Raw genomic sequence first — 14,972 nt, forward strand, 5'->3', positions numbered from 1 at the left:
AGTGAAATGAGTTATTTTTTTGAAAATCAAACTACTAGTTGGCCCTACTTTTTATATTTTTTAATCAATCAACTATGATTATTTATCACGCAAAAACAAAACGTAATATTGATTCAATATTTGTATAATCGCTTTGAGTTGAAGTAGTTTTTCTTGAGTATTTTCTAATCTTGCAACATAACGCTGTGTTGCAATTTCTAGATCAATCTTTTCATTAATTTGTGGCGTAATTTGAAATAACTTTTGAAGATTATCAAAATTCTGTAATTTACGGTTTGAGAAATATTCCAGATGCTCTGACCATTTCTGATTAATCAATACATCATTAATAATAGGCCCACGTTCAGAATCAAATTTTAATTGGTTCTCTTGCAAGTAAATTTGTTCAGGTGTCTCTTTCGAGCCTTGAAAAAGCTGCGTTATCTTTTTAAACATTTCATCACATCATATTTATTTCAATTTAAATGATAGAAGTAACCTAGTCACTTCCATCATTTAAGTCTTCTAAATTAACGACTATTCATCGCCTAAATCATCAAGAAAATCTACAGTCGGTACAAAGAATAAAGTACCTGTTTGAGCAGTACTAAAGTCAAGTAACCGGTCTAGGTTACCATGCTCGTTGCCTAAAAACATGTTCTCAAGCATTTGTCGGGTTGTACTAAATTTACGCGAGTAGCCAATAAAGAATGTGCCATATTCATTTCTAGAAGGATTTGAAAAAGGCATATTAGCTCGCATAATTTTAAGTTCATTACCTTCCGCATCATGAGCTTTACTAACGACATTATGAGCAGTTAAAGGTTTTTCATCATCGCCGAGCTCAACATCATTGAACTTTTTACGGCCAATCACTTTTTCTTGTTCTTCGTCAGTTAATGAACGCCATTTGTCCATATCATGTGTATATTTTTGGATAAAAGCATAACTTCCCCCGATAAAGTCAGGATCTTCATCACCTACTAACGCCCACTGCGCTGCAATAACTGGTTCAGGATTCTCAGTCCCATCTACAAAGCCAATAATTGCTCGTCCGTCAAAATAACGAAAACCATGAACTTCATCAATTGGATACGTTACTTTACCAAGCTGTTGATTAATTATATTGCCCATCTCGTAACATAAAGTCTGACGATCAGCACGTATATGAAAAAATAAATCACCCGGAGTTGAGACAGCTGTGTATTTCGGGCCTCTAATTTCTTGAAATGGCTCTAACTCTTGAGGCTTGGATTGCTCTGGAAATAATATATCCCATGCATTGGAGCTAAAACCTAAAGTGGCATTAAATTTACTATCTGGGTAACGATTAAAGAGACTTCTGGTTAGTGCTGAAAAATTAGCAGCAAAATCTTTTACTTTTTCTATTACAGAATCACCTTGAGCTAGTCCCAATACAATAAATAATGCATTTTCACCAGGAGCACTCGTTACAGGTTGAATTCTCATACATTCCATAAAATATGCCTTTTTAGGTATTTAAGTTTATTAATTTAGCATACTCATATTTTTTTCATACAACCTGTTAAGAAATCTGATGTTGATAAGAGTTTAAGTAAAACGCCTTAAACCCTTACTCAAATTAACCTTAATCAACGTCCATATTGCTTTTTTAAATACTTTACGATTTGAGCCGACTCAAACATCTTCACTCCCGTATTTGAGTCTACCAAGTATGGTACTTGCATTTTATCCTGCATAATAGGCAACAGCTTTTCCCTTTTCCCACCTTCTAAAGGTATATATTTCCCTGGTTTTAAGCGAAGAATAGCAGGTCCCATATCTTGCCATCTCTCTTTTGCTACATTATGCAAAATATATGGAAGCTCAAGTTCAGAGAGTAGACCTCTTACAATTCGTGAATACGGACTTGCTTCAAAACTCCATAACTCAAGTTTTTGTTCAGGTGCAGCTCTATTAACAATTTTTTTATTTATCCATATTCCACGAGCTCCATTTAATATAGTTCCAGCAACTGCAACATAAGGCATGTTTGGGTAACTCGAAAATTTCTGTGGTGTTTTCCCTGTCTTGCCATAATATTTAAATAAATGATGAATAATATCCTGTGATTCATATAGCTGATCGCCAGTATTTTCATCAATTAAAAATGGAAACTGTAATTTACCGCCTTTTTCTTTTACAACTGAACGATACTTTGTTCCACCTTTAGGACATGGATAAATTTCAACGTCCAGATTCAAAAGTGTAATCACTTCACGAACACGACGGCAAAATGGTGAACCTTCAAATTCATATAATTTCAAAGCCTTTACAGGTTGTTGTGGAAATGCTGTTCCTGAAACACCTCTACCACCTTCAGCAATTGCAGATACAACTGCTTGAAGTACTTTAATTTGATGAATCACCATCATGCCTTCCTTTATATTAGAGAATTAGACTAATTTTTCTTTTGCTATCACAATCCCATTATTATCAGCATAGATAAAATCACCAGATTGAATTGTGACTCCACCAAAATACAAATTAATATCTACCTCACCAATGCCCTTACGATTACTTTTTTGTGGAATTGCAGCCAATGCATGTACTCCCAAATCTAAGTTCGCAAGTGCATCAACATCTCTTACACAACCGTAAATCACTACACCATTCCAGTTGTTTTTAACCGCTGACTCAGCAATCAAATCACCCATGAGTGCACAGCGCATAGATGCACCACCATCCACAACTAATACTTTACCTGTACCATCTGTTGCCAATAACTCTTTTACACGTGAGTTATCTTCAAAGCACTTTACTGTTACAACCTGTCCCCCAAAAGTTTTACGTGCTCCATAACTTTGAAAGAACTTGCCATCCATTGATGGGATTACAACCTGTAAGTCTTTTTCAGGGTTATCATCTAATAAATCACATGTTACAAATGGTACTGTCGACACTTTAATACTCCCTTATCGAGTTTGTTGTATGCTCAGATTATCATATCGTTTAAAGGCTTCAATTTGCGTTAGCGCCGCTACGACCATCGTATGAGCCAATTGCTCCGCAGTTACTGGCTTATATTTGAATGGCTTCTGAAATTTATTCTCAATAAGTTTAAATAGACTCTGCCCTAAGTCTTCAATAAACCGTACATCGCTGCGTTTACCAATCAGTAAAGACGGTCTAAAAATAGATAGTTTTTCGAGTTCTAGACTCTCAATATAATCTTCTAATTGTCCTTTCACTTTATTATAGAAAATTGGAGAATTTGCATTTGCTCCAAGGGCACTCACTAGCAGTAAATGAATGTGTTTATCTTGCACTAAATCTGCTAAATGAGCATTGATTTCATAATCCACAGCGTAAAAAGCCTGTTTTGAGCCTGCCACTTTTAATGTTGTTCCCAAACAGCTAAATGCATGGGTATGGCCATTCACATCTTCATCATTGAGTAATAAAAAATCCTCTATAACGAGTTGAGTAACTTTTTTATATGTATTAAGTAGTTGTGATTCTTTTCTGACCACAACAGTAATCGCTTCAAATTCCGGAGTTTGCTCAAGCTGTTCGACAAGCGCTAAACCCACAAGTCCCGTAGCACCTATCACAATTGCTTTTTTAGTACTTATAGTCATTTTTTATCCAACCCTCTTTAAGTTTGTATCAAATTTAACCTTTTCTTACCGTTTTAGCAGCCCCTAAAACCGCTTAAAATGCTCGCAAGGCTTGACTTCACGGTGTTGATTCATCACAATATGGCACTTGTTTACGGGCTGGTGATGGTTACACCAGTTTACTGAATTGACCACAGCCCGCCCAGACCAACTTATTTTCAAGGAGTGCAAGAGTGGCAAACTCTGCTCAAGCTAAAAAACGTGCGCGTCAAAACGTTACAGCGCGTAAACACAACGCAAGCTTGCGTTCTATGGTTCGTACCTACATCAAACGTACTTTAAGTGCAATCGCTGGTGGTGATTATGCTGTTGCTACAGAAGCTTACAAAAAAGCTGTTCCTGTAATCGACCGCATGGCTGATAAAGGCATCATCCACAAAAATAAAGCTGCTCGTCATAAGAGCCGTTTAAATGCTCAAGTTAAAGCGTTAGCTAACTAATTTGAACATGTAAAAAAAGCCCAATAGGGCTTTTTTTATTATCTATCGTTTTTGAGCTTATAGCACTTTATGAAATTTAGCTACATTCAGCTCATAGGCTTTTCCTCTCCAAATCCACTTTAATTTACAATTTGGAAACTCTTCACCTTCAAACCAGACAAATAATCCTTCCATCATTTCCGGCCAGTCTTCTTTCTTAATTTTATTTTCGCCAGAAATTACAGCAACAATTGCTGCAATAATCGTGTCATGACTGACGGCTAAACTAAGACCGCCTTTAGTTTTTGGATGAGTTCGGTAAATAAGCTCTAGTACATCTAAAACACCCGTAATAGGATGTTTCATACCCGGTAATACATTATTTACAAAACTATTAATAAAGCCTAAAGCGCCCTGCTTTTTAAAATAAGGAGCAGCTTGTTGTATATCCAACACAAAGCTACCTGGTTCAACAAGTAGCCCTTGCTCAATAATTTCAATCGTATGAGTATTTGATTGAGGACTTACGTCATCAGCCCCTTCAATCATGAGTGCCGCCGTATCGACACAGCGTTGTATTGGACTTGAAATACAATGCTGAATAACACGATCTGTATTTTTGATTAAGTAATTACCCCATGCCTGCGCAAGCTCACGTCCTTGAGGAGTAAGTTGGAGATCATAACCAGCCAAGCCCTGCCCATCTACAAGTTCTCTTAAAGAATGGCGCGTAAATAAGGTTACAGGAGTTGAAGCATCGGGCAATAAATCAATTGCTTCAAACATACTTTTAGGCAATAAATCGAGTGCCATCTTTATCTTGTCATCTTTTTTCAATACTTTGCCACTATAACATGTCTGGCATAACTCTCAATCTATAACACCTGATTGGGCTAATGCTTCAAATGCTATTTTTTTGCTTTCCTGATCACGAAAAGCGATAAAGCCCTTATTTAAAACCGTGCTTCTTTGGTTATATTCAAAAGGTTTTCCATCAAGAGTAAGTAAACCACCGCCTATACTTTCTAAGAGACCTTGACCAGAACTGGTATCCCATTCAGAAGTAGGATGAAAGCGTGGGTAAATATCTATTTCACCTTCTAACATCATACAAAACTTATAGGCACTCCCGGCTTCTCGTCGAATAATGCGATGTTCTTTTTCAATAGGTTGAATAAATTTTTGGTATTTTGGATTTTTACTACCGTGACTAAGTCCTATTTGTATAGGTGCATCTAGCGGAGTTGAACTAACCTGATATTGATACCATTGTTGTTGGCTAAAGCTATATTTAAAAGGTAAATCTTGCAGATATCCTAAGTACACAACTTGTTCACATGGCACGGCAATAACTGAGAAAACTGTTTCTTTGCCGTTGATCAAGCTTAGATTGATCGTAAATTCATCACGTTCATGTATAAATTCTTTGGTTCCATCGAGTGGATCTAACATCCAACAAGTAGACCATTCATGACGGGCACTATAATCACTTTCTTCAGACAATACAGGCAACTCTGGAGTAATGTCTGCAAGATGCTTTAATAAAAATCTATTTACCTTTAGATCTGCTTGGGTTACAGGTGAATCATCTTGCTTTTCATGAATAGTAAACTCATAACCCGCAGAATAGTTTTGATATTCTTCTAGTAGAATCTGGCTCGCCTGTTCCAAAATAGGCAAAAGTTGATTAATTAAATTATCTTGTGGGCGCGTAGTTGTTATAAACATAAATATGCTCTACATAGTTTCACTTCTATTATAGGTGAATTATGAACAATTCTATATTCGCCAACAGTTTGATTTACTAAAATAGTCATTTATCTTAATCATTAGAACCATTGCTTTCTGCATATGCTATTTAGTTAATATGAATAATTATATTATTTATAAAAGCCTTTATTCCGTACAAAAAACAATCTATAAGTTATGAAAAATAAACAACTTAAATCAGATTTATCCATTTCCTTTTCATATATTTCTTGGTATGGTCAAGGACACAATAACAAGATGGAAGAAAGTGCACATGATGCTATATGGATATCATTTCTCGACAATAGAACATAACTGGGAAGACCTTAAGCCCTTAAATGAGTTTCTACAAACTTTTGCAGATGATGATGGTGATGTTTCAACAAGAGATAAAGAATCTCTTAAAGAAATCATTGCAAAATCAGATACAGCTTTAGCTTTAGCAAGAGAAATGGGTTGGGATGGTAGTTATACAGGATGTCCTTATCTATTCTGGTTACCAAACAAAAGTAGCCAGTCTTTTGAATATGGTTTTGTATTTAAACAGACTTCAGATAATACAACTTTTGTTATTTCACCCATTGAATTAAGTTATCTAGCTCAAGATTCTGAAGTACAAACATTAAGTAAAAATATTGAATAAATAATATAGGTTATTGATTCAGAGTTGATATCAATAACCTCATCTTATTTTAGATAGATTAGTCAAACATGCTTAGCTGTGGTGTCGGTTTTATAACTTTTTCTTTTGGCACATGAGAGCATTCAAATTCTTCAACCGGAAAGCCTTCGATAAAGCTGGAAATATCAGGTGATTCTAAACTTAACCACTCTTCTAGTCGATCATGTGGAATCACAATCACTGATCTTTTGACATCGCCTGGTTCATGAAAGTCTTTCATCATCGGATGGTCTATAGCATCCATCGTCAACATACTTGCAGAACGAATAATCGTTTCATTCATTTTGCAAATTTCGTAGATCGCTGCAATAAAAAAAGCCTGCCCATCTTTACGGCGTACACCCCACCGCTCAGGCTTATCATTTATATACTTACTTTCATAAAATTCGGTCACTGGAATCACACCAAATTTACATTTAAGTGCGGCTTCTTGAAAACTCGGTTTTTGGAAAATAGTCTCATGGCGGGCATTGTAGGTATGTTTTGCTATATTTGTATCTTCAGCCCATTTAGGAACCAATCCAAACATCACTTTGCGCCATTCAAAACCTTGTGGTGATTTGAATAATAGTGGCATTGTTCCTGCAGGATAAACCTCTTCGGCATAGCTAAAGCCGACTACAGGCAACTGAAGTTGCTGTAATTGGGCAAGCGTTAAAGGTTTAAAATTAGCGCACATAGCAAGAATAAAATACTCTACATTTATCTCTCTTATTTTATAAGCATTTACCACATAAACCAAATAAAAAGGCACTCGAAAGTGCCCTTAACGACATAACTTTACGCTCATGAAACGTGTTGAATCCCTTGAGGAATCGCCTGTAATAGTCGTTTAGTATAATCATGTTGAGGATGTGCATAGAGTTCATCTGAATTAGCTATTTCAACAACCTCGCCATGATTCATGACCATGACCTGATCAGAGATATATTTCACAACCGATAAGTCATGTGAAATAAATATATAACTAAGCCCAAACTCATCTTGTAAGTCTTGTAATAAGTTAAGTACTTGTGCCTGAACTGAAACATCGAGCGCAGAAACAGATTCATCACAAATTAAAATTTCAGGCTTTAGCGTTAAACAGCGTGCAATGGCAATACGTTGACGTTGTCCACCTGAAAACTCATGTGGATATCGGTAGTAAGCTTGTTCAGGCAGATTCACTCGCTCAAGCAGTCCAAGGGCAATTTGTTTACGCTCTGCATCATCTTTACCAATGTTATGAATTTGCATAGGCTCTAATAAAATCTGTCCAATGGTAAAGCGTGGATTAAGAGAGGCATATGGGTTTTGAAAGATGATCTGGATTTTCCGTTGATATTTAGCAAACTCTTTTTCAGTTAATGAAAGAATATCTTTACCTTCGATGAAAGCCTGCCCACCAGATGCCTGATGTAAGCGCATGAGTAATAGCCCAACAGTCGTTTTACCTGAACCTGACTCACCAACTAATCCTAAGGTTTTTCCTTTAGCCAGCTTAAAAGAAACACCTTTTACGGCCTGAAACTCTTCTTTGCCAAATAGACCTTTACGGCTATAAAAGCTTTTTTTCAGGTCTTTTACTTCTAAAATGATTTGTTCATCACCATTTAAGCCACGTTTGCGTTCGGGAATTTCTGAAGCATCAAAACTTTGCTCGACCAATACATCGTCTTCTTGACGCATAAAATCGCTGGTCACTGGTAAACGATAAGGTCGTTGTGACATTTGCGGGCGGCAATATAACAAAGCTCTCGTATATACATCTTTAGGCTGTTCAAGAACCTGTTCAGCAGCACCTTGCTCTCTAATCTCGCCATGACGCATTACAATGACTTTATCTGCAATTTCACCGACCAATGCTAAATCGTGGGTAATAAAAAGCATCGACATTTGACGGCGCTTACGCAATGACTCGAGTAAATCAATAATTTGCTTTTGAATCGTGACATCAAGGGCCGTAGTCGGTTCATCGGCAATGAGCAGTTTAGGCTCACATGCAATCGCCATAGCAATCATGACACGTTGTTGTTGACCACCCGAAAGTTGATTTGGATAGGCATTAATTTTAGTTTCAGGTGAAGGAATACCTACTTCTTTAAGCAATTCTAAAACGCGTTGTCGAGCCTGTTTACGATTCAACCCCATATGTAAACACAACACTTCTGCAATTTGATTGCCAACCGTAAAAACTGGATTTAATGATGACATCGGCTCCTGAAAAATCATCGCAATATCTTTACCACAGATTTTGCGCATATCTTTACGAGATAAGCTCAGTAAATCTTTGCCTTCAAATATAATTTTACTTTGCTCATCAATTTTACTCTGACCTACAGGCAGCAATCCCATAGTTGCCAAAGAAGTAACCGATTTACCACTACCCGACTCACCCACTAAAGCAACCGTAGTATTTGCAGGAATATCAAAAGTAATTCCTTTTACGGTTTCAATATATTGCTTATCTTCACCTTTAAAACTTACTCGTAAATTTTTAACATGCAGTAGCGGCGCATTCTTATTTTCTTGTTCTAACATTTGACCTTCCTCTTATTTTAGCTTTGGATCTAACGCATCACGAAGTGCATCAGTAAACATTGAGAATGCCGTAACCAGAACAGCCATTGCGACAGAGGCAGCGACTAACTGCCACCATTTACCTAAAAGAAGTTCACTTTGCGCTTCATTTAACATGCTCCCCCAAGACACTACGCCTACAGGCACACCGAAGCCCAAGAAACTCAAAATAACTTCAGATTTAATAAAAGAAACCACCAAAATTGACATTTGGACTAAAGCGATATGGCTGACATTTGGGAAAATATGAATGAACATACGGCGGAAGTGACCAACACCAATTGCTTTGGCAGCAAGAACGTACTCACGTGCAGTATGTTTCATATATTCGGCACGAATTAAACGATAAACACCGGTCCAGCCCGTTAAACCTAAAATCAGAACAATGGACAATATGCCTTTTTGTTGAAGTACGGCAGCAATCGCGAGAACTAATAATAAATATGGAATTGAGGTAAAAATGTTATAAAACCAGTTGAGAATATCATCAACCCAACCACCGAAATATCCAGAAATTGCGCCTAAAAGTGTACCAATCCCTACTGCGAGTAAAGCCGATATCACCCCAACAATAATTGAAGTTTCAGCACCTTTAATAGTTTTCTTTAAAACGTCCTGTCCCCATTTATCAGCTCCAAACACAAGGGTACTTTTCAGTTCTGCTTGCTGATCTAGTAGATGTCCGCCCAGTTGCTGATCGATCGCTTTCATATCATCGGCTAATGGGTCAACTACACCATAATAATCAATTGCGCTTCCAGAGCTCTTTTCTTGTTTAATTTCAGCCTTAAGCTTGTTAATTACATCTTTTAAAGGATCAACTGGATTTTCTGGTAATTCCTCCTCAATTGCTGCTGAATTTTGTCCAGCTTCTGTTGTCTTGTCTGCCCCTATAAATGTCGGTGGCGCATAACTCACAGCAACTTCTTTATTCCAGTCAGATGCAATCACGCCCGTCATTGATAGAACCAAGATAATAAAATAAAGCAATACAATCACTAGCGATGACATTGCGATCTTGTCGGCCCGAAGACGACGTATGGCAAGTTTCCACAGGCCAGATGAATGAGCTTCGGCTTTTGTTTGTTGTTTTCTTTTTGATAAAACGCTCAGCATAGCCCACCTACTTCAACTGTACACGTGGATCAACCACTTTGTAGACCAAATCGGCAATCAGGTTAAAAATCATGGTTGCAGCTGCGATGTAAACTGTAATTGCTTTAATAACAGGAAAATCACTCCGCTCAACTGCAATAATCACCTCTCGACCAATCCCAGGAATACCAAAAAAACGTTCAATTAAAAATGCGCCTATGAGCAATGCAGGTAAAGTTGACATCACATCGGTAATAATGGGAATTGAAGCATTACGCAGTACATGCACACCTAAGATTCGACTTTCCCCCACACCTTTAGCACGTGCTGTTCGAACATAGTCCTGATTAATTTCATCAAGCACAAAGCTACGATATAAACGTAAAGTCGGTGCAATACTCACCACCAACATGATTAGAATTGGTAGTAAGGCAAACTTAAATAAATTATCAGTAAAGGTGTCGCTCCAGCCTTGCACAGGAAACCAACTTAGCTGATAAGCCAGAACATATTGAAAAACGATGATGTAAACTAAGATGCTGATCGACATGCCAATAGTACATAGCATCATGACCATACGGTCGGTTAAAGAACCACGTACCGCGGCAACAGCCAATGCCAAAATAATTGAAATAACCGTCTGTAAAATAGTCAGTGGAATTAAAAGCGTGAGCGAGGGCCCTAATCGAGTTAAAATAATTTGAGAAACAGGTTCGCCAGTACTCCAACTTGCACCATAGTCAAAAGTGAGAATCTGCTTAATGAAAATCCAAAGCTGAACGTAATAAGGCTGATCGACACCTAACTGCTTACGAATGTTTTCGATCTGCTCAGGATTAGACATCTTGCCCGCTAAAATATAAGCAGGATCTCCACCTACCCAGTTAAAAAGAATAAAAATAAGTAAGACTACCCCCAACATCGTTGGAATCATCTGCCATAAACGCCGAATAACATATGCCAGCATAGTGATAATTCCTTATTTAACCCGTTGTCCGGTAATTTCGTTAAAGAATGCTTTATTGTCAGGATCACGGCCAAGGAAATCTTTAACTAATTCAGCTGCTGGTTTTTGGCTACCTTGCGATAAGATCGTTTGACGGTAACGTTGCCCTACTTGCGGGTTATTAAGGTTGTCACCATATGCAGAAAGCATGTCTAAAGCTAAAACCTCAGACCACATATAGCCGTAATAACCTGCTTGATAACCGCCCATCAAATGCCCAAACTGCCCAGGAAACTCTGTTGTTGGTACATAACCCAAAGCTGTAGCAGCTTCCATTTTTTGCCAATTTTCTAAAGGTTTTACTTTTAAGGCATCAGCAGTATGCAATGACATATCATACTGTGCATAAAGGGTCTGACGGGCATAACGCAAGCCACGACCATAGTTATGTACAGCTTTTAAACGGGCAATTAATTCATCGTCAACACGTGGACAGGCTGGATCACAATAATCAGCCACTTTAGATAAAGTCTCTTTACGGCGTGCCCACTCTTCATACATTTGAGATGGTGCTTCTACAAAATCACGCTCTACGGATGTTCCAGACTGACTGGTATAGCGGGTATTTGACAAAATGCCGTGTAGAGCATGACCAAACTCATGGACAAACGTTTCAAGCTCATCGCTATTTAGCCCTTTACGATTAAAGTTCGTAACTAGGGCTGAAACTGGTAAGCGGTTTGTTAATGTACTACCACCATATACTCCCCAAACAGCGGCATGGCCATACTTCCCTTCACGAGGGAATTTATCCATATATAAGCCACCAAGGAGTTTTCCTGTCTTCTTATCAACTACATCGTAATATTCAACTTCGTCCTGCCATGCTTTAACTTTGACAGGTTTAAAATCAATACCATAAAGGTCAGATGAAATGGCAAATAACCATTTTTGAGCAGCTAAAGTTGGAAAATAATCACGAAGTTTTTCCTGATCGATTTGATATTTACTCTTACGAAGTTTTTCACTCCAGTAAGCTTCACTCCAACGTGTTATCTCGGTTTTTTCTAATGGTGTTTTTAATGTTTGTGCTTTAAATGCTCGGAGTTCTTCTACTTCTTTGCGTTCTAGTGGTGCTACTGTTTTTTGTACTTCTGCTAAAAATTGATTTACAGCCTCAGGCGTTTTAGCCATACGGTCTTTTAAAACCCAATCTGCATAACTTGCTTTTCCAAATAACTGAGCAAGCTCATAACGCAAATCAATTGCCTGTTTAAGTAGTTTTAAATTTTGTTCAGTACCACGTCTAGTAAAGGCAATTTGATATCTTTTTCGGGCATCATCATTATCTGCCAACTCCATAAAAGGACGATACTCTGGATATTCAAAACCTAATAAATAATTACCTTTAGCATTTTTCTTTAATGCTGAAATATAACTTTGAGGTAAGCCTTTCATCTCTTCAGGAGTAAACTCAAGTTTTTCCGGATTATCACGGACGTTACGGGCATATTCTTGTTCGAGTTTGGTCAACTCATCCAGAATAGCTTTCATTCGTGCACGTTTTACTGGCTCAAGTTGAACGCCTGTGTCTTCAAACTGATCTAAGATATCTTGACGATATTTTTGGCCTATCGGATCAGTAGCTTTTGTATTCTTAATGACGTTATATAATTTTGAATTTTGAAATATATCAGTATGAAACTGATTAATTTTGATTTCACAGTCTTCTGCTGCCTTACGTAACTTTGCATCTGGGTCTACGTTACTATATAGACTTATAGGACCTGAGAAATCTTCAAAATGCGCAAAAACTTTATCCCATTTTGCCAATATAGGCGCCGCTGCTGCATTATCTTTAACAGGCGTTTTTTCAAAATTTGAAATCTCTTTCTGAATCTTTTTTAAATTCGCATCACACCATGCTGGAAGTTGTTGTGCTTTAAGTAATGGCAAAATAGGACGTGTTGTCTCTGCCGTTGCAAACTGACTTACACCTATGGTCAACATACATAAGGTTGTCATTTTCAGTGCATTATTTTTCATCGTATCTCCAATTTTTTTCATTTAATGATTAGATTTAGTATTTGTATCAATATCGAAATACATCCACTCTGCATGTAAAATTGGATGCTTCTTATATCCAATGATTTTTGGTTGAGCCAGCATATTCCGGTAGCGTGCATATGAGATTTGAACAGGCATATACACTTCTAACAACCGTGTCATTTTTCGATAAAGCGCATCTCTCTCAGCACCTGCTTGCATTTGTTGCGTTTGGCGATACAACTGATCAAACTCTGGTGTAGAACCACAAGACCAGTTCGTCATATGTGTATTGGGTCCATAAAAATTTTGCATAAAATTATCCCCATCTGGATAATCGGCTATCCATGCAGAAGACCCGAACATCCCTTCACATTGTTTTTGCGCACGAATAAGATCTGCAAAGAGCATGGGTTTAAAGACCATACGGATATTCAAACTATCAAAATTTTTCTTCCAGAGTTCAGCGCTTTGCTGGCCAATACTGTCACTACGCGCCATATATTCAATGACCAGAGGTTTCCCATCTGGTTGAGTACGCCAACCTGAGGCATCTTTTTTATAGTGATATCTATCTAATAGTAAATTTGCTGCTTTCACAGAATATGGGGTACTGGTTCTGTATTGAGGGTCATTACCCACTACACCTGGTGGAATTGAAAAATGTAGACGCTGTGCATCATCATTTCTTACTAGTTTAATTTCTTGATCTATCGAACGAGACATCGCAATCGCACGGCGTAAAGCAATTTTTTCTTTACTCATTCCGCCAATGACTGGATTTTTAAGATTCCAATAAATATAGCTAATTTCGGGGTCAACAATGCGAGATAACTGCACACCTTCTTTAGCAAGTTCAGGTCTTAATTTACCGTCTTTAACCGCTTTTGCGACCAGTTGGCCTTCAAGCTGAAATATATCAACCTCACCACGCTGAAATGCTAGCCACCGCGATTGGTTTTCTTCCATCACCTGAATATCAATTGTGCCGATTTGAGGCATTTTTTTACCTTTAAGTCGCTTCACAATTGCCTGATCTTCAGGGCTGCTGGCATTAAAGTTCCAAGTAAAACCCCGATAATCAGGATTCGCTTTTAAAACAATGCGCGATGCTGGTACCCACTTGCTCAGCACATAAGGACCTGTACCTACAGGATGGCCCATAACATAACCGGCTTTGTCTTTATACTTTTCGATAACTTCGCGTGCCACAGCACTTGTCGGGTCATGGGCCAGTAATAACGGAAAGTTATAGTCTGGCTTAACTAAACGAATCACCAAAGTGTATTTATCAGGTGTTTGTAAACCACTTACCTTTTGATCATAGTTAAATTTTCCGGACTTATTGGCTGCTTTGACTAACGCATCCATACCTTCAATTTTGTTTTCTAATAGCCAGCTATTTGGAGAGCGCAGATTCGGGTCTAATAAACGCTTAAAAGAGTACGCATAATCATTGGCTGTTAATTCTCTAGGTTTGCCTTTAAAAACAGGGTCTGGCGTAAAATAAATTCCCTTTTTAATTCGAATGGTATAGCTCAGACCATCGGCACTGACTTCTGGCATAGCAGTTGCTATTTGCGGAATAAGCTTTGCCGGCCTCGCTAAATAATCATAGGTATATAGAGTTTCAAATATCGAAGTGGTTACATGCGCCGAATATAAATCATGGATATAAGCCGGGTCGAAACCTGTCTCAGCTGTTGGAAATACATAACGTAAAACTTTATTCGGATCGGCTGGGCTTTTCGCAAAAATACTTGTAGATCCCGTTAAGGCCATACTAGCGAATAGCAAGCTGATACTACAGTGCTTGAGCTTTTGTTTTAAATTTTCAGTCATCATGATCTTTATCT

At 37.8% G+C, this 14,972-nt stretch carries 15 protein-coding genes; 2 read left to right on the top strand and 13 right to left on the bottom strand.

What is annotated here, in order from left to right:
* Window positions 1-78 precede the first annotated feature (78 nt).
* From KIP84_RS09425 to KIP84_RS09445, 5 genes are all read right to left on the bottom strand, one after another.
* Window positions 79-435 (bottom strand): hypothetical protein, encoded by a 357-nt coding sequence (locus KIP84_RS09425; protein WP_086264580.1) that lies wholly within the window; start codon window positions 433-435, stop codon window positions 79-81.
* 81 nt (window positions 436-516) lie between these two features.
* Window positions 517-1,449 carry a Dyp-type peroxidase gene (locus KIP84_RS09430; RefSeq protein ID WP_206216324.1) on the bottom strand — a complete coding sequence of 311 codons (933 nt, stop codon included), beginning with the start codon at window positions 1,447-1,449 and terminating at the stop codon, window positions 517-519.
* A gap of 143 nt (window positions 1,450-1,592) precedes the next feature.
* Window positions 1,593-2,375: a glutathione S-transferase N-terminal domain-containing protein gene (locus tag KIP84_RS09435; protein WP_213688343.1), complete on the bottom strand. Its 783-nt coding sequence runs from the start codon at window positions 2,373-2,375 to the stop codon at window positions 1,593-1,595.
* 21 nt (window positions 2,376-2,396) lie between these two features.
* Window positions 2,397-2,903 carry a ribonuclease E activity regulator RraA gene (gene rraA, locus KIP84_RS09440; RefSeq protein WP_213688344.1) on the bottom strand — a complete coding sequence of 169 codons (507 nt, stop codon included), beginning with the start codon at window positions 2,901-2,903 and terminating at the stop codon, window positions 2,397-2,399.
* Window positions 2,904-2,915: 12 nt separating this feature from the next.
* Window positions 2,916-3,581 carry an NAD(P)H-binding protein gene (locus KIP84_RS09445; RefSeq protein ID WP_005802305.1) on the bottom strand — a complete coding sequence of 222 codons (666 nt, stop codon included), beginning with the start codon at window positions 3,579-3,581 and terminating at the stop codon, window positions 2,916-2,918.
* A gap of 212 nt (window positions 3,582-3,793) precedes the next feature.
* On the opposite strand from KIP84_RS09445, the gene rpsT reads away from it, so the two are divergent.
* On the top strand, window positions 3,794-4,060 hold the full coding sequence (gene rpsT, locus KIP84_RS09450; RefSeq protein ID WP_002117906.1) for a 30S ribosomal protein S20: 267 nt from the start codon (window positions 3,794-3,796) through the stop codon (window positions 4,058-4,060).
* Between the two features lie 57 nt (window positions 4,061-4,117).
* On the opposite strand, the gene KIP84_RS09455 is transcribed toward rpsT, so the two are convergent.
* Both KIP84_RS09455 and KIP84_RS09460 read right to left on the bottom strand, forming a co-directional pair.
* Window positions 4,118-4,852, bottom strand: coding sequence for a histidine phosphatase family protein (locus KIP84_RS09455; protein ID WP_213688345.1), 735 nt, complete (start codon window positions 4,850-4,852; stop codon window positions 4,118-4,120).
* A 57-nt stretch (window positions 4,853-4,909) separates the two neighbouring features.
* Window positions 4,910-5,767, bottom strand: coding sequence for a 3'(2'),5'-bisphosphate nucleotidase CysQ (locus tag KIP84_RS09460; RefSeq protein ID WP_213688346.1), 858 nt, complete (start codon window positions 5,765-5,767; stop codon window positions 4,910-4,912).
* Between the two features lie 295 nt (window positions 5,768-6,062).
* Between KIP84_RS09460 and KIP84_RS09465 the strand changes: the two genes are divergently transcribed.
* Window positions 6,063-6,431 (top strand): hypothetical protein, encoded by a 369-nt coding sequence (locus tag KIP84_RS09465; protein ID WP_046811477.1) that lies wholly within the window; start codon window positions 6,063-6,065, stop codon window positions 6,429-6,431.
* A gap of 58 nt (window positions 6,432-6,489) precedes the next feature.
* Here the strand turns inward: KIP84_RS09465 and KIP84_RS09470 are convergent, their stop codons facing one another.
* The 6 genes from KIP84_RS09470 to KIP84_RS09495 all read right to left on the bottom strand — a co-directional run bounded on the left by KIP84_RS09470 (window position 6,490) and on the right by KIP84_RS09495 (window position 14,961).
* Entirely contained in the window at window positions 6,490-7,149 is a 660-nt protein-coding gene (locus tag KIP84_RS09470) for an SOS response-associated peptidase family protein (RefSeq protein WP_213689834.1), read from the bottom strand.
* A 107-nt stretch (window positions 7,150-7,256) separates the two neighbouring features.
* Window positions 7,257-8,990 carry an ABC transporter ATP-binding protein gene (locus tag KIP84_RS09475; protein WP_213688347.1) on the bottom strand — a complete coding sequence of 578 codons (1,734 nt, stop codon included), beginning with the start codon at window positions 8,988-8,990 and terminating at the stop codon, window positions 7,257-7,259.
* A 12-nt stretch (window positions 8,991-9,002) separates the two neighbouring features.
* Window positions 9,003-10,145, bottom strand: coding sequence for an ABC transporter permease (locus tag KIP84_RS09480; protein ID WP_213688348.1), 1,143 nt, complete (start codon window positions 10,143-10,145; stop codon window positions 9,003-9,005).
* A gap of 7 nt (window positions 10,146-10,152) precedes the next feature.
* Window positions 10,153-11,091: an ABC transporter permease gene (locus KIP84_RS09485; RefSeq protein WP_000881922.1), complete on the bottom strand. Its 939-nt coding sequence runs from the start codon at window positions 11,089-11,091 to the stop codon at window positions 10,153-10,155.
* 12 nt (window positions 11,092-11,103) lie between these two features.
* On the bottom strand, window positions 11,104-13,137 hold the full coding sequence (locus tag KIP84_RS09490) for a M3 family metallopeptidase (RefSeq protein ID WP_081309837.1): 2,034 nt from the start codon (window positions 13,135-13,137) through the stop codon (window positions 11,104-11,106).
* Window positions 13,138-14,961 (bottom strand): ABC transporter substrate-binding protein, encoded by a 1,824-nt coding sequence (locus KIP84_RS09495; RefSeq protein WP_213688349.1) that lies wholly within the window; start codon window positions 14,959-14,961, stop codon window positions 13,138-13,140.
* Window positions 14,962-14,972: the final 11 nt, after the last annotated feature.

Origin of the sequence: Acinetobacter sp. BHS4 (assembly GCF_018454425.1) — a bacterium.
Classification (GTDB): domain Bacteria; phylum Pseudomonadota; class Gammaproteobacteria; order Pseudomonadales; family Moraxellaceae; genus Acinetobacter; species Acinetobacter pittii.